Raw genomic sequence first — 18,411 nt, 5'->3', positions numbered from 1 at the left:
GTGCCGCCCACGGGTCTGGATCCGCCCGCACCTTCCTACGCCCCGGAGGCACCAGATGAGCGCAACACCCCTACCGTCGCGCCGGCTCTTCCTCGGCATGGCCGCGGCCGTGCCGCTGTCCACCACCGGCGTGCTGACCCTCGGCAGCCGGTCCGCGAGCGCCGCGGCGACCTCCCCGTTCGTCATGGCCTACTTCACCCAGTCACCGAGAAACCTTGGCACGGACTACGGCCTGCACCTCGCGGTCAGCACCGACGCGCTGCAGTGGATGCCTCTGAACCAGAACAACCCCGTCGTGACCCCGACCGCGGGCGACGGCGGTCTGCGCGACCCCGTCATCCTGCCCAAGCAGGACGGTACCTATGTCGTCATGGCGACCAACCTGAAGGGCACCGACTGGACCAAGAAGAGCCCGTACATCCACGTCTGGGACTCCGCCGACCTGCGTTCCTTCGACAACTACCGCCTGCTGAAACTGCACGACATGGCCACCCACACCTGGGCGCCCGACGCCTTCTGGGACGCCTCCCGCGGCCAGTACGCCATCATCTACTCGGCCGTGAACAGCAGCGGCCACAACGTGATCATGGTCAACTACACCACGGACTTCCAGACCGTGACGTCGCCGCAGGTCTTCTTCGACCCCGGCTACGACATCATCGACGGCACCCTGGCCAAGGACGTGAACGGCGTCAACTACCTGTACTACAAAGGCCACAACAGCCTCACGGGTGCGAAGTCCACCTCCCTCGCCCCTGGCAGCTTCACCCAGTTCACCTCGGGCCTGGCACCCCAGGGAGGCGTCGAGGGCCCGATCCTCGCCCAAGCCGCTGGTACCTGGTACCTGTGGGGCGACGCCAACGCGCTCTTCTACACCTGGCAGACCAGCGACCTCGCCACCGGCACCTGGACCGCCACCGACCGGCGCGTCTACACCCAGCCGCTGAACTCCAAGCACGCCGACATCAAGCCGATCCCCCAGACGGTGTACGACAACATGGTCGCCACATGGGGAAAACCTGCCTGGAACCGGCTGAAGTCCTACAACTTCCCGGACAGATACTGGCGGCAGCTCGATTCTCTCGCCCGCATCGACCCGTACCCGTTCGACCCCTACACCGACTCGCAGTGGAAGCTGGTGCCTGGGCTGGCCGACTCCTCCGGCGTTTCCTTCCAATCCGTCACGCAGCCGACCCGCTATCTGCGGCATTCCTACTACCAACTGCGGCTGGACGCCAACGACGGCACCACGAGGTTCGCCCAGGACGCCACATTCCACAGGACCGCCGGGCTCGCCGACCCGTCCTGGTCGTCGTTCCAGTCATACAACTTCCCTGACCGCTACATCCGCCACTTCAACTACGGGCTGCGCATCGACCCGATCTCCACCGCCACCGGCAGAGCCGACGCCACGTTCTCCGTCTGGTACTGAGGCCACGCGCCCGCTCCGACTCCAGGGTCGGAGTAGTACTCGCGCAGCAGCGAGCGGACCGGGCCTGGTCGGAGCCGGCGGGCCCCAGCCGGTCTCGATCGTCTCCAGATCCTCCGCCTCATCCAGAACGTTGCGTACGAGCTCTCTGTGGGACTCCTCCAGGATTCCGCGAACCCGCCGACCAGCGCCGTGCCGGGCTGCCACAGGTTCCACAACCGGGCGAGCACGTCCTGGTCACGTCCTCAGGTCGGGCGAGCGCTTCTTCTTCGGAGGGCGAGCAACTCATTGTGGCAGGCGGCCGAGGACGAGCAGAGTGACAGGTAGGAGAGCGACATGTGCCCCGCCACCACGCGCTCTCCCGTTGCCTTCAGGGTCAGTGGAGTGCGACTGCGGTCCAGGACACCGGCGGCAGTTCGATGGTGAGCACGCCGTCGGTCATGGTGGCGTTCGGGTTGGTGTGGGGGACCACGCGGTTGGGTTCGGCGAGGGTGTTCTTCGCGTACACGTCCTGGTCGGCGAGCGTGAGCGCCTCGAGGATGCGTGAGGAGCCCAGGCTGCGGACGTCGACGGTGACCTGGGCGGGTTGCGAGAGGCCGCGGTTGACGAGGAAGAGCGCGGACCGGTCCTCCTCGACGGTGGCGACGGCGTCGATGACGGAGGCCTCGCCGTAGCGTGCCGTGGTGTACGTCGGCGACTCGATCGCGGGGCGGATCACCTCGCCGGCGGCGAGGCGGCTGGTGATCGAGAACGGGTAGAAGGAGGTCTGCCGCCAGGCCGGGCCGCCGGGCTCGGTCATGATCGGCGCGATGACGTTGACGAGTTGCGCGAGCGACGCCGAGGTGACGCGGTCGCTGCGCTTGAGGAGGGTCATCAGCAGGTTGCCCACGACCACGGCGTCGGCTGCGCTGTAGACGTCCTCGAGCTGCCGGGGGGCCTGGCGCCACTCGTCGTTGACCTCGTCGGACTCCTGGTGTTCCTTCTGATACCAGACGTTCCACTCGTCGAAGGAGATGCCGATCTTCTTGGACGAGTGTTTCTTGGCGGCCACGTGGTCGACGGTCGCGGCGACGCCGTCGATGAAGAAGTCCATGTCGAGGGCCGAGGCGAGGAAGGAGCCCAGGTCGCCGTCGTGCTCCTGGTAGTACGCGTGGCAGGAGATGTAGTCGACGTGCTCGAAGCTGTGCTCCAGGACGGTGCGTTCCCAGTCGCCGAAGGTCGGCATGCCGGCCGAGGAGGATCCGCAGACGACCAGTTCGAGGTCCTTGTCGGCCATCTTCATGGCGGAGGCGGTGCGGGCGGCGAGCTTGCCGTAGTCCTCGGCGTTCAGGAAGCCGGTCTGCCAGGGCCCGTCCATCTCGTTGCCGAGGCACCACATGCGGATGTTGTGCGGCTCCGGCGTGCCGTTGGCGATGCGCAGGTCCGAGAGCGCGGTGCCGGACGGGTGGTTGGCATACTCCAGCAGGTCGAGGGCGGGCAGGATGCCACGGGTGCCGAGGTTGACCGCCAGCATCAGCTCCGAGCCGGTGAGCTTGAGCCATGCCGCGAACTCGTCCAGGCCGACCTGGTTCGACTCCAGCGAGTGCCACGCCAGATCGCGGCGCACCGGGCGCTTGTCGCGCGGGCCGATCGAGTCCTCCCAGCGGAAGCCGGAGACGAAGTTGCCGCCCGGGTAGCGGATCGTCGTGCTGCCGAGCTCACGGACGAGGTCGACGACGTCCATGCGGAAGCCGTCCTTGTTCGCGCTCGGGTGCTCCGGTTCGTAGATCCCGGTGTACACGCAGCGGCCGAGGTGCTCGACGAAGGAGCCGAAGGTACGGCGCCGGACCGGAGCGACGACGGCCTGCCGGTCCAGAACGATGTGAGCGCGGTGCAATGCGGTGGTCCTTTGCTGTGAGGTGCGGAGTCGGGTGGCGGATGTACTACTTGACGGCGCCGGCGGTCAGGCCCTTGCGCCAGTACCGCTGGAGGCTGACGAAGGCGACGAGCAGGGGGATCAGTGACAGGAACGCCCCGGTGATCGGCACCAGCGGCGGCACGCCGTTGGCGAACTCCGAGCGCCACTGCACCAGTCCTACCGTGACGGGCTGTAGTGAGGAGGAGTTGAGCATGAGCGAGGGCAGCAGGTAGTTGTTCCAGATGCCGACGAACTGGAACAGGAAGACGGTCACCAGGGCCGGGGCCATCAGCGGCAGGGCGATCCCGAAGAAGGTGCGCCTCTCGCCCGCCCCGTCGAGCCGCGCTGCTTCCAGCAGTTCGTCCGGGACGGACGCCGCGGCGAAGATCCGGCACAGGTAGACGCCGAACGGGCTGACGCAGCTGGGCAGCAGCACCGACCAGTAGGAGTCGGTCAGGTCGAGCTTCGCCATGAGCAGGAACAGCGGCAGGGCGAACATCGGCGCCGGAATGAGGACCGAGGCGAGGATGACGTTGAAGACGCTCTCCCGACCACGGAAGTGGAACTTGGTCAGTGCGTAGCCGGCCATCGCGGACAGCAGGGTGCCGAAGGTCGCGCCGACGAGGCTGTACAGCGCGCTGTTGGCGAGCCAGGTGGAGAAGACTCCGCCCTCGAAGCCCAGCACGGTTCTGACGTTGCCGATCAGGTCGAAGTGGGAGAACCACAGCGGCGTACCGGTGTAGAGGTAACCCGACTTCTTGGTCGCGGAGACGAACAGCCACCACAGCGGGATCAGCGTGTACAGGGCCATCAGGCCCAGTACCCCGTTGACGGCGACCTTGCTCGCGATCTCGGTGCCGCGGGGGGCCGGTCGGGTCGGTCGGCCGGCGTGAATCACGCTCATGCCATCGCTCCCTTGCGCTGGGTGTACTTGAGGAATCCGAACGAGAGCACGAGGGTGAGCAGCGCGAGCACGACGGACTGGGCGGCGGCCAGGTTCTGGTTGCCCAGGTCCATGCCCAGGGTCGTGTTCATGATCGGGGAGAACTTCGGCGAGACGCCCGGGACGCGCGCGCCGACCAGCACCGCCGGCTCGGTGTACAGCTGCGCCGTGCCGATGATGGAGAAGACCGTGGTCAGCACCAGCGCGGGACGCACCAGCGGGATCTTCACCGCCCACGCCAGGCGCCATCCGGTGCAGCCGTCGAGCGCGGCGGCCTCCATCACCTCGGCGGGGATCGTCTGCAGCGCGGAGTAGATGATCAGCATGTTGTAGCCGGTCCAGCCCCACGTGATCATGTTCCCGATCGAGACCGGGACCCACGGCGACGACAGGAAGTCGGCGTCGATCCCGATGTGGGACAGCGGTCCGGTGAACGGCGACAGGCTCTTCGCCAGGAGGAAGGACCACATCACCGCGGCGATCGCACCCGGCAGCGCGTAGGGCAGGAAGAATGCGAGCCGGAAGGTCTTCCGCAGCCGGGCCGAGCGGGAGTCCAGCAGGAGCGCGAGCAGGAGGGCCAGGCCGAGCATGACCGGGACCTGGACGCAGCCCAGCAGCACGACCCGGATGATCGACGCGGTGAAGTCGTGGTCGCCGAAGGCGGCGGCGTAGTTGGACAGTCCCGCGAACTCTGTGGACTGCGTACCGCCGAACAGCCCGGCGCGGTGGACGGTGAAGAAGCTCTGGTAGATCGCGTAGCCGATCGGCGCGATCATCATGGTCAGGAAGAGCACCGCGAACGGCGCCAGGAAACCCGACGCGGTCAACGCGGTACGGCGGCCGGCGCGCCGAGGCCGTCCGGCAGGGGAGACGCGGGGGGTGACCGTGGGCACCGACCGCGGCGGCGACGCGGTGCGGGCGCTGCTGGGACTGCTCATGGAAACCTCGCTGGGCGGTTCGTCGTCAGGGAGCGGGCCCCCGCGGCGCCGGGTACGGGCGGCCGCGGGAACCCTTCGGGGCGGCTCGAGTCCCGCCGCCTCAGCCGTTGGTCACCGACAGTCCGAGCTGCTTGATCGCGGCGACCGTCGAGGCCTGGACCTTGGCGACCGCGTCCGGGTAGGTGCCGGAGCCGATGGCAGTGGTGAAGTCCGTCTCGACCTGCTGATAGGTCGGGCCGTTGGTCCAGGTGGTGGGGACCTGCGCGGCGGAGACCTTGTACAGGTCGCCGACCTTCTGGCCGCCGAAGAACGGGTCACCCTCCGCGAGCAACGGGTCGTCCTGTCCGGCCTTCGACGCCGGGTACAGCCCGGCGTCGATGCCCGTCTTCACGGCCTGCGGGTCGCTGGACAGGAACGCGGCGAACTGCGCGGCTTCGCGGGGCGTCTTGCACCCGGTCATCACCGAGGTGGCCGAGCCGCCGTTGAAGGAGCTTTTGCCGTCCCCGGCCTCCCAGGTCGGCATCGGGGCGACCGCCCACTTGCCGGCCTGGTCCTTCAGGTCCGACTTCAGGCCGCCGGAGGACCAGGACGCGCCGACGAACGTCAGCACCTTGTCCTCTTCGGAGGCCTTGTCGAACTGCGGGTCCCAGGCGTTGCCGGTCTTCGTCACCAGCTCCTTGTCCTTCATCTCCTGCCAGTAGGCGGCGACCTTCCGGGTGCCGGGGTTGTCGATGCTGACGGTCCAGCTGTTCCCCTGGGTCGAGTACCAGGACTGGCCGGTCTGCAGGCTCAAGGCCGCCATATCGTTGCCGTCGCCGGGCCCGCTGGTGCCGAACTTCACGCTCGGATCGGCGGCGGTGACCTTCTCTGCGTCGGCCTTGTACTCCGCCCAGGTGGCCGGCGGCGTGGTGATGCCGTACTGGGCGAACAGGTCGCTGCGGTAGAAGAGGACCATCGGGCCGACGTCCACCGGGACGCCGTAGATCTTGCCGCCGATGCTGGTGGCCGAGACGGCGGACGGGAGGTACTTGGCCATGTCGGCGCTCGCGTACTTCGTGATGTCCATGACCGTGTTCTTCACGAGCATCGACGGGATGGTCTGGTACTCGATCTGGGCCAGGCACGGGCCCTTGCCGGCGGTGATCGCGTTGCTGATCTGGTTGTAGCCGCCCTTGCCGCCCGACGGGATCTTCTTGAAGGTGACCTTGCTGTCCGGGTGGGCCGCGTTCCACTGGTCGACGATCTTCTCGTAGGGAGCCCAGCCCCAGAACTCCATGGTCACCGGCCCGGCCTGGGTCTTCTCCGCGGTGTCGGAGGTGCTCGTGGTGCTGCTGCACGCGCTGACTCCGGCCGCGAGGACCGCCACGGTGGCGAACGCCAGGAATCTGCGGGTGGGTACGATGGTGCGGTCCATAGGAGGAACCCTTCGTAGGTGGGGGAAGCTGCTGGACGGCCGGTGGGCGGGCGGGCGAGGCCCGGCTACCGGGTGGTGCTGAACTCCACGGCGAACGCGGCGGTGACCGCGGCCAGTACGTCCGGTGCCGACGGGCCCGGTCCGCAGGCCGCACTGCCCAGGCCGTGGTGTGCGTGGTCCAGGTGGAGGTGGAGCCTGCCGTCAGGGGCAAGGTCGTGCTGGTGGGCCGCTGCGGCGAGGGCTCGGGTGCTCCACGGACGTACGGTCAGGTCGATGACCGGCGCGCCGGTGATGAGCAGGGTGCCGCCCGGGGCTGTGATCCTGGCGCTGCGGACGCGGTGGCGGTTGCCGTTCTCCTGCGGGCGGACGTAGGGGGTCTGCATCGCCGCGACGGTCGACCGGTAGCGGCCGACCCGCGCCGCGGTGCGGGAGTCGCGGTAGGCCTCGCCGGGACCGGGGCCGAACCACTCGACCTCGGCGTCGGTGCCGGGCAGCGACATCGCGACTCCCAGGCGGGGCAGCGGCACCGGCCAGGCACCGTCAGGGGTGACGGTCGTCTCGAGCCGCAGTCGGGCCTGGCCCGCGTCCGGTCCGTCGCAGGCCGTCCAGCGGTAGACCACGTGGAGCCCGGAGGAGGAACCGGCGGCGGCGAGCCGGGCGGTGACCGTGAGCCCCGATTCGTCGGGGGCGACGCGCAGGACCTCATGGTGCATCCGGTCCAGTCCGGCGGTGCGCCATGCGGTGATCTGCGGCTCGGCGAACGCGCTGAGCAGGTCGTTGTCGGTCGGGGCACGCCAGACGTCCAACTGCGGGCCGTCGAGCTCCAGGTCGCCGAGGCGGACCAGCAGACCGCTGCGGGTGTCGAACCGTGCGGAGCCGAGGGCGACGTATCCGTCGTGGGCGATTGCCGCAGCGGGCGGGAAGGGGCTGGACGCGGCAGCCGGAACCACCAGCCCCTGGCCCCAGGCGACCTCGTGGCCGGCCGCGGCCCAGGTCTCGTCCGCGGCGAGCACCGCGGTGACGGTCAGCCACACCTCGTGACCCGAACCGTCCTTGCGTGCGGCATCGAGCGCGGCGGTGAGGTCGGCGGGCCACTCGACGGTGCTCGTCGCGCCCGGTGCGGTCGCGGGGACGGCCACGCTGCCGGAGCCGACCGGCTCGCCGCCGTCCTCGACGGTCCATCGGAAGTCCAGGTAGCCGCTGTGGCGGACGTGGTACAGGTTGAGCACGGTGATCCGACACGCCGCCGGGTCGATGCGGATGCGGACCGGTTCGATGACCTTCCTGTACTCGAGCAGGCCCGGCGACGGCGTGCGGTCGGGGAACAGCAGCCCGTCGGCGACGAAGTTGCCGTCGTGGACCTCCTCCCCGAAGTCGCCGCCGTAGGCGTAGAACGACCGGTGGTCGTCCTGCCCGGCGTGCCGGAGGATTCCGTGGTCGATCCACTCCCAGATGAATCCGCCGGCCAGGCGCCGGTGCGCCTCGATGACCTGCTGGTAGTCCGACAGGCCGCCGGGGCCGTTTCCCATGGCGTGCCCGTACTCGCACAGCACGGCGGGCAGCGAGCGGCGGTGGGCGTCGTCGGCCGGGTCGGCGGTCGGGGGCTCCTGGCGACGCCCCGCGGCGGCCAACTCGTCCAGGCCGATGTACATGCGGGAGTACAGGTCGACGTAGGAGCAGCTCGCCCAGTCGCCTTCGTAGTGGATCAGCCGGCTGTCGTCGCGCTGCCTGATCCATGCCGCCGCGGCGGCGAGGTTGGCTCCGGTGCCGGACTCGTTGCCCAGCGACCAGACGATGACCGAGGGGTGGTTCTTGTCGCGCTCCACGAGCCGGACGGCCCGGTCCAGGTAGGCCTCACGCCACGCGGGGTCGTCGCTCGGGTTGCGGTGCCAGCCGCCGGGTTCGAAGCCGTGCGTCTCGAGGTCGCCCTCGCAGAACACCCACAGCCCGTGCTCGTCGCACAGGTCCAGGAAGCGGTGGTCGGGCGGGTAGTGGCTGGTGCGCACCGCGTTGACGTTGTGCCGCTTCATGAGCAGCACGTCGGCCAGCATGGTGTCCCCGGTCAGGGTGCGCCCCGTCAGCGGGTGCCATTCGTGGCGGTTGACGCCCCGCAGGGAGATCGGCCGGCCGTTGACGGTCAGCACCCCGTCCACCACGGCCACGGTGCGGAACCCGATCCGCAGCGGTATCCGCTCCCCGGCCTCCGAGACCAGTTCGCCGGAGTACAGGCGCGGGTTCTCGTCCGACCAGGGCTCGATACCGTCGACCGTGTGCGGTCCGGCCGGGTCGGCGGCGGTGATGCCGAGTTCGGGCACCGTCAGTGACACCCGGACGGGGCCGGTGACGTCGACGGCCAGGGTTCCCCGACCGGACTCGTGGTCGTAGGCGGCGTGGACGAAGAAGTCCTCGACACCGCGGGCGGCCACGCTGACCGACCGGAAGATCCCGGACAACCACCACATGTCCTGGTCCTCCAGGTAGCTACCGGAGGACCACTGGTGGACGCGGACCGCGAGCACGTTGCGGCCCGGCCGCAGGGCACCGGCCGCGTCGAACTCGGTGGTCAGCCGGCTGCCCTTGCCGTCGCCGAGCCGGATTCCGTTGAGCCACACCGCGAAGGCGGAGTCAACGCCCTCGAACCGGAGCACCGCGGCGGCGGCCGGGAACGCGTCCGGGACGTGGAACTCGCGGCGGTACTCCCCGGTCGGGTTGTGCCTGGGCACCCGCGGCGGGTCGACGGGAAACGGGTACAGGATGTTGGTGTAGGCGGGGGCGCCGTAGCGCGGCTCACCGGGCAGGCCGGTCATCTGCCAGCAGGACGGCACGGCGAGCAGGTCCCAGTCGCTGTCGTCGAAGTCCGGCGCGGCGAGGTCCCCGGTGAGGTCGTCCAGCCCTGACGCCAGCCGGAATCTCCAGGCGCCGTCGAGCCCGATCACGGGCAGGTCGGAGGTGAACGCGGCACGCGGCCGTAACCGTCCGGTGCCCGGCGACGGGTCTTCGACGTAGGCGTGGGGGTCGAGGTCGTTCATCGGAGGGGGCGCTACCTTTCGGGGCTCGTCGAGGTGGCAGGAGGCGGCATGGCAGGAATGCCGCCGCTCACGGGGCCGCGTGCCGGACACGGCCTAGGCGGTCGCTCGGGGCGGGGCGCTGCTCGCCCGGACGGTCAGGGTCGGGCGCAGCAGTGAGATGACGTTGGTCGGGGGCCGGCCGGAGTCGACGGCGCGCAGCAGCAGTTCGACGGCCTGCTGAGCCATTTCGCGCTTCGGGAAGGTGACCGTGGTCAGGGCCGGTTCGATCCGTCCGACCTGGGCGATGTCGTCGAAGCCGACGACACTGACGTCCGCGGGGACCCGTCGGCCGGACCGGACCACCGCCTCGATGGCGCCGAGGGCCAGCACATCGTGGGTGGCGAAGATCGCCGTCAGCTCCGGATCGGCGTCCAGCGCCGCGCGGGCCGCGGCGAACCCGCCGGCGGCGTCGTCGCTGGTACGGGTGAACACCATGCGGTCGTCGATGGCCAGCCCGTCGGCGGCGAACGCCCGGCGCAGCCCGGCGACGCGCAGCGTGTGCGCGGGGAGGTCGGCGATCACCGCGACGTTCCGGTGGCCGAGTTCGCGCAGGTGGCGCCCGGCCAGGAAGCCGGCGTGCTCGTAGTCGATGGACACCACCGGGAGTGTCGTCGGCGGATCGCCCTCCCAGGCGAACAGCGCGACCGGGAAGGCGGCCGCTGTGAGCATCGGCAGTTGCTGCCCGACGCCCTTGTCGCCGGCGACCAGCAGCGCGTCCACCGAGCGAGCGGCGAGGTTCTCCAGGTGGGCCCGGGTGTAGTCGGGGTCGTCGCGCGTGGTGGCCAGCAGCAGGTTGTACCCGTGGCCGACCAGGACGTTCTCGACCTCCTCGACCACCTCCGAGTAGAACGGGTTGGCGACCGACGGCACGAACAGCCCCACGGTCGAGGTGCTGCCGGTGCGCAGCGAGCGCGCCACCAGGTTCGGCTTGTAGCCGAGTTCGGCGATCGCCGTGTTCACCTTCGCAAGGGTCTCCGGCCGCACCTTCTTGCCGGACACCACGTTGGAGACGGTCTGCTTGGTGACTCCCGCCCGAGCTGCCACCTCCGCCATTGTCACCACGTACGCTCCCCGAAACATTTATCGATCCACGAAAGTGGCGTCAGCGTAGGGCAACTGTCGCAGCAGGGCAAGGCTTCGCACGGCGGATCGTCATTCAGCAGTCACAGAAGCGCAGTTGGGCTTCACGGGCAGGTCGCGGCTGTTCCCGCGGCGTGAAGCGCGCGGAGCATTGACGGCTGCGGAAACACGGCAGTAATCTCCCCGCCACGTCAATCCCGTGGATCGGTCAACGAGCTGAGGAGAGACCAGGCATGATCAGACCCGCCGGCGGCGACGCCGACCCGAACCCCGCCCCGGCGCGATGCGGCTCCCGCGTGCGCCGCCTCATCGCGGCCGCCGCCGGCGCTGCCGTCACGGCGGCGAGCCTCATGCTCGCCGGCGCCGTCCCCGCATACGCCGCCACCACCGTCCACACCTACGCACCGACGGGAGTGGGAGGCGGTACGACGACGTCCCCGGACGTGGCGTCCAGCAAGTACCAGGTGCAAGTCGCCGGCACGCCCGTCCAGGCTGTCCAGTACACCGAGAACGGCCACAACTTCGACATCGCGCGCTTCGCGTCGGACTCCCGGACACCGACGATCACGGTCACGCTGCCCAGCACCACGATCGACACGGTGAACATCTACCCGGCGCGCTACTACCCGTCCGGCAGCGCTTCGGTGAGCACGGACAAGCACACCCTGACGTTCCGGATGTCAGCCGCCGCCGGGTTGAACCAGGCGATCGTGATGGTCAACGGCGACTCGACCAACGCCACGGGACAGCCCTACCTGGCGGTCGTCAACGACCCGCTTGAGGATCCGGCGCAGCGTCCGGACACCACGCGCGCACCGGACGGTTCCGGCGTCAACGTGCAGACCGGTGTCCTGGACTTCCAGGAGTTCGCCGTGAACTACCTCGCGGCGCACCCGAACAGCGCGGCTCAGCAGGCTCCCGCCGCGACCACGAGCTCCATGGCCGGCAAGACCGTCAACGGCACCGCCGTCCCCGCGGGCCAGCAGACCTCGGCCGGCAGCCTGGTGAGCGCGAGCAGCGTCAACGTGCGCTACCCGAAGGTGCGGGTGATGGCCGCCGACGACGTCACGTACGCCCTGCAGGCCGCCATCGACACCATCAAAGCCAACCCCACGGCGCTCAACACGCTCTACTTCCCGAACGGCACGTACGTCTGGTCCGGTCTCCTGGTCAACGGTCTGGACGGCAGCAGGCTCAAGGGCGGCAAGCTGAAGATCTACACCGACGAAGGGGCCCTGCTGAAGAACCGCGTCCAGGCGTACATGGAGGCGTTCGAGCCGGCGATCGGGATCATCAACTCGAACAACATCGAAATCGACGGCCGCGGCGTCTTCGACGGCAACGGCGTGGCGAACTACAACGCCTTCGGCAGCGGTGACTCGCACGACGCCTACCGCAGCCAGCACCAGGGCGGCGTCATGGTCATGCACTCGTCGGACATCACGTTCAACGACACCTACGAGCGCAACGCGAAGCAGTGGAACTACGAGACCCACAGCGCCAACAGGGTGACGTTCAACAACATCAAGGCCCTCACCCCGTACCGCCAGCCGTGGATCGACGGGACGGACTTCGCGAGCGGCCAGGACATCACCGCCAACGGCGTCTTCACCCTCGGCAACGACGACGCGTTCGCCTCCGGCCACTACAACCCCAGCGACGGATTCACCCCGCTGGCCTCCGGCGTGTGGAACAACTTCCAGCTCGGCACCTCCAGCGCCGACGTCCAGGGCTATGTCAACGCGGTAGCCGCCCATGACACCGTCGCCGGCGATCTCGGGTTCAACTCCTACCACTGGGACAACGAGGACTCGAAGAACATCTCGGTCAGCAACACGCTGAACTGGTCCGTCGCCGCCGGCAACGCGATCCGCATCGGATGGAGTTCGTACGGATACCGGCTCACCAACTACACGTTCGACAACTTCAACTCCGTGTCGCCGTTGGCCGGCGGCATCTTCACGCACAACACCCCCAACCCGTACCCGCGCATCCAGAGCATCGTGGTGAAGAACAGCTCGATCGACACCTCCCGGTTCACACAGGGACCGATCGGGCTCAACGGCGGCAACGGATCCACCCAGACCATCACCGCCGACCAGCAGGCGACCTACGGGTACGCCCCCAACCCCGACGGGTCGGGCACCGCGTACACGTACACCAGGGCCCCGATCGGCACCTTCAACCTCGACAACGTGTGGTTCTCGCGGCAGAACACGAGCAGCACGCTGAACGGCGCCACGAACGTGACGCTGAACAACCTCCGCGTCGCCGGCCAACTCGTCGAATACACCAGTCAGCTTCCGCTGACGACGAGCGGGATCGGCACGCTGACCACCAGCTACACCGACGCGAACGGCCAGACCCGGAACGTCAAGCCCGGCGCCCTCGCCAACGGCGACACCTGGGTCGGCGCGTGGACCGGCGACCAGACCAGGAACAACTCCTCGGACCTGACCCTCATCACCCGCAACACCGGGGTCGGCCTGATGGGCGAGCAGTACACCACAGGATCCGGAGACGGAAAGCTCTCCTACATCCAGTTCCCCCTCAGCAGCCTCACCAGGGCGCCCAGCCAGGCGACGCTCCATCTCACCTACGTCGGCCACCGGTATTCGTCGGTGCCGTCGACCGACACCGACCAGCTGCTCGTCCAGCCCGTCAGCGACACCACCTGCAGCGGCGGCGGCACGTCCTGCCCAGTCTCCACGACGACCTGGCAGAACCGGCCGAGCTTCACCGCCACGACCTCCTCCGTCGCCAGGTCGGCCACCTTCACCCTCGGTTCGACCCTCATCCCCGAGGGCGGCGGGACCCACCAGGGCAACGCCGTCGACGGCCGCGACATCACCGTCGACATCACCTCCTTCGTCCAGAACGCCTACGCGGCCGAGCAGTCCACGCTCCTGCTCGCCGTCTGCAACGCGGGGGGCACCAACCACGAACTGCGCTTCGTCAGCTCCGAAGGTGCCACCGGCTCCGGAAAGCTCACCAATGGGACCGCCGAGATGGCGCCCGGGGTGACCGTGACCCCGTAGACGCTCGAGGCCGGTCCGTCCCCACGGTGCCCAGTTGTGCTCACCGTCCGACAACGGAGTCCACCCATGCCACTGCCCGACCTTCCGCTCAACCGTCGGCGTTTCCTCACCGCGGCCGCCCTCGCCGCCGGCGCCGCGACCCTGCCCGGCTTCGTCTTCGCCGCCCGGGCCTCCGCGGCCGTACCGCCCGAGGTCACGCTCCCGGACCGCGGCATCTGGGACAACGCCACCGCTTCGGCCTGGACCGACGGGTTCCTGAGCGGCAACGGCGAGTACGGGGCCGTCTACTACGGGGCGCCCACGCTCGAGAAGATGATCTTCAATCATCACCGGTTCGTGCTGCCCAACGGCAGCCGGAGCGTCATGCCCCCCGTGATCTCGCCGTATCTCGAGACCGCCCGGGACCAGGCGCTGGCCGGCGACTACTCCGGTGCCTCCTCCACCTTCGCCCACGGCTGGGGCCTGCGCTGGACCCAGACCTTCCACCCCGGCTACGAACTCCAGCTCAGCACCCCGGGCATGACCACCGTCAACGACTTCGCCCGCATCACCGACTTCCGCACCGGAGAGGTCACCCACACCTGGACCGACCAGTACGGCACCTGGCAGCGCCACGTCTTCGTCTCCCGCGTCGACCAGGTCATCGTCCACGAGCTGCTGCCCGCCACCGGCCGCACCGTGGACACCACCATCAGCGTCAACACCGCTCTCACGGGCGTGCCGACCAAAGTGTCCTTCTCCACCACCGCCACCGTCACCAGCGGCGACGGTTACCTGAACCTGCGCGGCACCTACCCCTCCGGCGGTGCCTACGGCTACGAGGGCGTCACCCGCGTCGTGGTCTCCGGCAGCGGCTCCTCCGTCACCGCCGACGGGCAGACCCTGGTGGTCGCCAAGGCCACCAAGGTGCTGCTGCTGACCAAACTCGGCCGGTACGAGACCTCCACCGGCTGGAACAGCCAGCCCCTGCAGACCGCCCTCGCCGCGCTGACGGCCGACTACGCCACCCTCCTGGGCCGACACGCCCCGAAGCACCAGGCCATGTACGACCGCTCCAGCATCGACCTGAACGTCTCCGCCGCCGACCGCCGGCTGGCCACCAGCGACCTCTTAGCCCGCCAGAACAGCAACGCGTCCGCCATCGACGTCGCACTGCTGGAGCGGATGTACGACTCCGGCCGCTATCTCTTCATCAGTTCCAGTGGTGTTCTGCCACCACGCCTGTCCGGCATCTGGACGGGCACCTGGAACGGCTCCTGGGCCGACGACTTCACCACCGACGCCAACATCAACCTGCAGGTCGCCGGCGGCAACATCCTCGACCTCACCGACGCCATGCAGGGCTACTTCGACCTCATCCTCGGCCAGCTCGCCCACTGGCGCGACAACGCCAGCAACCTCTACGGCGCCCGCGGCTTCCTCGCCCCGACCCGGACCGACGGCGAGTACGGGCACATGCTGCACTTCAACAACACCAGCTTCCCCGGCGAGGCCTGGACCGGCGGCGCCGACTGGCTGCTCTACCCGCTTCTGGAGTACTACCAGGTCACCGGTGACAGCGCCTTCCTCAAGAACAAGCTGGGCCCGGCCCTGATGGAACTGGCGCTGTTCTACGAGGACTTCCTCACCCGCACCGACTCCAGCGGCAAGGCCGTCTTCGTCCCCTCCTACTCCATGGAGAACAGCCCGGCCAACACCCGCCAGGCATTCTCCATCAACGCCACCGGCGACATCATGGCCGGCCGGCACGCGCTCCAGGCCGCGATCGACGCGGCCAACACCCTCGGCCTGGAGCAGGGCAGCGGCCAGGGGGTGCAACGCTGGACCGCCCTGCTCGCCAAGCTGCCCGACTACACCGTCAACAGCGACGGGGCGCTCGCCGAGTGGTCCTGGCCCGGCCTGACCGACAACTACAACCACCGGCACGTCCAGCACATGTACGGCGCCTGGCCGCTGCACGAGATCAACCCCGAGGAGAAGCCCGACCTGGTCAAGTACGCCCGCACGGCCCTGGACAAGCGAGGCGACCAGAATTTCTCCGCCCACGGCAGCCTCCACCGGGCGCTGGCCCGCGCCCGTCTGAAGGACGGCCCCGGCGTCTACGGCAACCTGCTGAAGATCTACGGCAAGAACATGGTGTGGCGGTCCCTGATGACCTCCCACAACCCGGACCTGACCACCTACAACTGCGACGCCGCCAACACCATCCCCGCCGTCCTCGGCGAAGCACTCGTCTACACCCGCCCAGGCGTCCTGGAGATCCTCCCCGCCCTCCCCGACCAGCTCACGAAGGGCGCCATCAACGGCGTCCGCGGCCGCAACCGCATCGCCATCCAGTCGCTGTCCTGGGACACGGCGGCCCGCACGGCCACCGTCACGCTCACCTCCGACATCGACCAGAAGATCACCTTCATCTGCCGGCGCGGCATCGCATCCATCACCACCGGCGCGACGGTCACCACGTCGTCGCTGGGCACCCACGCCCGCACCGTGTCGCTGACCGCAGGAACGAGCACCACGATCACGATCGGCCTGCTGACCGGCCCCTTCAAGCTGGTCAACCGCAAGAGCGGCAAGGTCCTGGACGTCTCCGGCGCCTCCACCGCCGACGGCGGGCCCGTCATCCAGAACACGTGGTCCGACAGCGCCAACCAGCAGTGGAAGCTGCTCCCCGACTACGACGGGTCCTACCGCCTGTCCAACGTCAACAGCGGCAAGGTGCTCGACGTGCCGGGCGGCTCCACCAGCGCCGGCACAGCCCTGGACCAGTGGTCGGACACCAACGGCACCATCCAGTGGTGGAAGCTCGTTCCGGCAGCCACCAGCGGCTACTACCGCCTCGTCAACATCAAGAGCGGACTGTGCGCAGACGTGCAGAGCGGATCCACCGCCGACGGCGCCAAGGTCATCCAGTGGCCCGCCAACGGTGGCTCCAACCAGGAATGGCAGCCAGTGGGGCTGTGACGGCCCTGGACGCTCGGGTTCGACCCTCATCCCCGGGGGCGGCGGGACCCGCCAGGGCAGCGCCATCGACGGCCGCGACATCACCGCCGACACGGCGCCCGCGCTGACCGTGACCCCGTAGACCACCGCAGCCCCACCGAAAACACGACGACCGCGGCACGCGGCGAGGCCGGTTCCCCCGGATGCCCTCCGGGGGAACCGGCCCCTCGCTGCGGCCACCCTCCCTCAGGAGCACCACCATGTCCGTCCTGCAGATCGAGGGCGACGACTTCACCCTCGACGGCGAGCCGTTCCGGATCATCTCCGGCGGCCTGCACTACTTCCGCGTCCACCCGCAGCAGTGGGCCGACCGCCTGCGCAAGGCCCGACAGATGGGCCTGAACACCGTCGAGACGTACGTCCCCTGGAACCTCCACCAGCCCCGACCGGACGTCTTCCGGCTCGACGCCGGGCTGGACCTCCCGGCCTTCCTCGACCTGGCCGCCGCCGAGAACCTCCACGTCCTGCTGCGCCCCGGCCCGTACATCTGCGCCGAGTGGGAGGGCGGCGGCCTGCCGTCCTGGCTCCTCGCCGAACCCGACATCCGGCTGCGAAGCCAGGACCCGGTGTACCTCGCCGCCGTGGAAACCTACTTCCAGCAGTTGCTCCCGCCGCTGCTGGACCGGCTGGCCACTCGCGGCGGGCCGGTCCTCGCGGTGCAGGTGGAGAACGAGTTCGGCGCCTACAGTGACGACACCGCCCACCTCGCCCACCTCGCCGACCTGCTGCGCAGCCTTGGCGTCGACGTTCCGCTGTTCACCTGCGACCAGCCCGCCGACCTCGCCCGCGGCAGCCTGCCCGGTGTCCTGGCCACCGCCAACTTCGGCAGCCGCGCCCGCCAGGGCCTGGCCGCGCTGCGCGCCCACCAGCCCAGCGGCCCGCTCATGTGCACCGAATTCTGGATCGGCTGGTTCGACCGCTGGGGCGGCCACCACGTCGTCCGCGACCGGGCTCAGGTCTTCGTCGACGGACAGCCCATCGGCGTGCTCGAACGGGAGAACCACGAGCGGGCCATCGTGTTCACCGCCCCCGCGGCCGGCAGCGTGCTGCGCGTCCTGGTGGAGAACCAGGGCCGCGTGAACTACGGCCAAGGAATGCACGACCGCAAGGGCCTGCTCGGCCCCGTCCGGCTCAACGGCGCCGAACTGACGGGCTGGGCCAACCGCCCGCTGCCCCTGACCGACCTCAGCGGCCTCGCCTTCGCACCCGCCGAGGGGCCCGCCGTCGGGCCGGTCTTCCACCGGGGCACCTTCGACATCGAGGAACCGGCCGACACCTTCGTCCACCTGCCCGGTTGGTCCAAGGGCAACGTCTGGATCAACGGCTTCCACCTCGGCCGCCACTGGTCCCGTGGCCCTCAGCGCTCCCTGTACGTACCCGGCCCCGTCCTGCGCCCGGGGCCGAACGAGATCACCGTGCTCGAACTGCACACCACGAGCCTCGACCGCACAGTAGAGCTGCGCAAGCAGCCCGACCTCGGCCCCACCGAGGAATGACCGACCATCCGTGAACAGCCGGGGGGGGGGGGGGGGGGGACCCCCCCCCCGGCCGGCCCCCCCCCCCCCCCGCAGGGCGCCCGGCGGCCAAGCCCCCGCACCCCC

General features: G+C 69.3%; 10 protein-coding genes. 4 read left to right on the top strand and 6 right to left on the bottom strand.

What is annotated here, in order from left to right; translation table 11 throughout:
* The first annotated feature begins 55 nt into the window (after positions 1–55).
* Entirely contained in the window at positions 56–1,432 is a 1,377-nt protein-coding gene (locus tag AB0P35_RS35530) for a glycoside hydrolase family 43 protein (RefSeq protein ID WP_363519220.1), read from the top strand.
* Between the two features lie 373 nt (positions 1,433–1,805).
* Here the strand turns inward: AB0P35_RS35530 and AB0P35_RS35525 are convergent, their stop codons facing one another.
* The 6 genes from AB0P35_RS35525 to AB0P35_RS35500 form a co-directional block, all read right to left on the bottom strand.
* Positions 1,806–3,305 carry an alpha-N-arabinofuranosidase gene (locus tag AB0P35_RS35525; protein ID WP_363519217.1) on the bottom strand — a complete coding sequence of 500 codons (1,500 nt, stop codon included), beginning with the start codon at positions 3,303–3,305 and terminating at the stop codon, positions 1,806–1,808.
* A 46-nt stretch (positions 3,306–3,351) separates the two neighbouring features.
* Positions 3,352–4,230 carry a carbohydrate ABC transporter permease gene (locus AB0P35_RS35520; RefSeq protein ID WP_363519214.1) on the bottom strand — a complete coding sequence of 293 codons (879 nt, stop codon included), beginning with the start codon at positions 4,228–4,230 and terminating at the stop codon, positions 3,352–3,354.
* Positions 4,227–5,207, bottom strand: a complete 981-nt coding sequence (locus tag AB0P35_RS35515) for a sugar ABC transporter permease (protein WP_363519212.1) — start codon at positions 5,205–5,207, stop codon at positions 4,227–4,229. Before AB0P35_RS35515 ends, AB0P35_RS35520 begins: the two co-directional genes overlap by 4 nt.
* Positions 5,208–5,307: 100 nt before the next feature.
* Positions 5,308–6,621, bottom strand: coding sequence for an extracellular solute-binding protein (locus AB0P35_RS35510; RefSeq protein ID WP_363519209.1), 1,314 nt, complete (start codon positions 6,619–6,621; stop codon positions 5,308–5,310).
* 65 nt (positions 6,622–6,686) lie between these two features.
* Positions 6,687–9,650, bottom strand: a complete 2,964-nt coding sequence (locus AB0P35_RS35505; protein ID WP_363519206.1) for a glycoside hydrolase family 2 TIM barrel-domain containing protein — start codon at positions 9,648–9,650, stop codon at positions 6,687–6,689.
* Between the two features lie 93 nt (positions 9,651–9,743).
* Positions 9,744–10,742, bottom strand: a complete 999-nt coding sequence (locus tag AB0P35_RS35500; RefSeq protein WP_363519249.1) for a LacI family DNA-binding transcriptional regulator — start codon at positions 10,740–10,742, stop codon at positions 9,744–9,746.
* Positions 10,743–11,002: 260 nt separating this feature from the next.
* On the opposite strand from AB0P35_RS35500, the gene AB0P35_RS35495 reads away from it, so the two are divergent.
* The 3 genes from AB0P35_RS35495 (at position 11,003) to AB0P35_RS35485 (ending at position 18,306) form a co-directional block, all read left to right on the top strand.
* Positions 11,003–13,807 carry a DNRLRE domain-containing protein gene (locus tag AB0P35_RS35495; protein ID WP_363519204.1) on the top strand — a complete coding sequence of 935 codons (2,805 nt, stop codon included), beginning with the start codon at positions 11,003–11,005 and terminating at the stop codon, positions 13,805–13,807.
* 66 nt (positions 13,808–13,873) lie between these two features.
* Positions 13,874–16,771 carry an RICIN domain-containing protein gene (locus AB0P35_RS35490; protein ID WP_363519202.1) on the top strand — a complete coding sequence of 966 codons (2,898 nt, stop codon included), beginning with the start codon at positions 13,874–13,876 and terminating at the stop codon, positions 16,769–16,771.
* Positions 16,772–17,010: 239 nt separating this feature from the next.
* The gene (locus tag AB0P35_RS35485; RefSeq protein ID WP_363519200.1) at positions 17,011–18,306 is read left to right on the top strand and encodes a beta-galactosidase; all 1,296 of its coding nucleotides are present in this window, start codon (positions 17,011–17,013) and stop codon (positions 18,304–18,306) included.
* Positions 18,307–18,411 lie beyond the last annotated feature (105 nt).

Source organism: Kitasatospora sp. NPDC085879, assembly GCF_040686255.1.
In the GTDB taxonomy this organism is placed as follows: Bacteria; Actinomycetota; Actinomycetes; order Streptomycetales; family Streptomycetaceae; genus Kitasatospora.
Note: the sequence above shows the minus strand (reverse complement) of the source record. Positions and strands in the feature narration are given on the sequence as shown.

Bases quoted from the DNA above. Each gene is read 5' to 3' on its own strand.
- AB0P35_RS35530 (WP_363519220.1), top strand. From the start codon at position 56: ATGAGCGCAACACCCCTACCGTCGCGCCGGCTCTTCCTCGGCATGGCC.
- AB0P35_RS35520 (WP_363519214.1), bottom strand. From the start codon at position 4,230: ATGAGCGTGATTCACGCCGGCCGACCGACCCGACCGGCCCCCCGCGGC.
- AB0P35_RS35515 (WP_363519212.1), bottom strand. From the start codon at position 5,207: ATGAGCAGTCCCAGCAGCGCCCGCACCGCGTCGCCGCCGCGGTCGGTG.
- AB0P35_RS35510 (WP_363519209.1), bottom strand. From the start codon at position 6,621: ATGGACCGCACCATCGTACCCACCCGCAGATTCCTGGCGTTCGCCACC.
- AB0P35_RS35505 (WP_363519206.1), bottom strand. From the start codon at position 9,650: ATGAACGACCTCGACCCCCACGCCTACGTCGAAGACCCGTCGCCGGGC.
- AB0P35_RS35500 (WP_363519249.1), bottom strand. From the start codon at position 10,742: ATGGCGGAGGTGGCAGCTCGGGCGGGAGTCACCAAGCAGACCGTCTCC.
- AB0P35_RS35495 (WP_363519204.1), top strand. From the start codon at position 11,003: ATGATCAGACCCGCCGGCGGCGACGCCGACCCGAACCCCGCCCCGGCG.
- AB0P35_RS35490 (WP_363519202.1), top strand. From the start codon at position 13,874: ATGCCACTGCCCGACCTTCCGCTCAACCGTCGGCGTTTCCTCACCGCG.
- AB0P35_RS35485 (WP_363519200.1), top strand. From the start codon at position 17,011: ATGTCCGTCCTGCAGATCGAGGGCGACGACTTCACCCTCGACGGCGAG.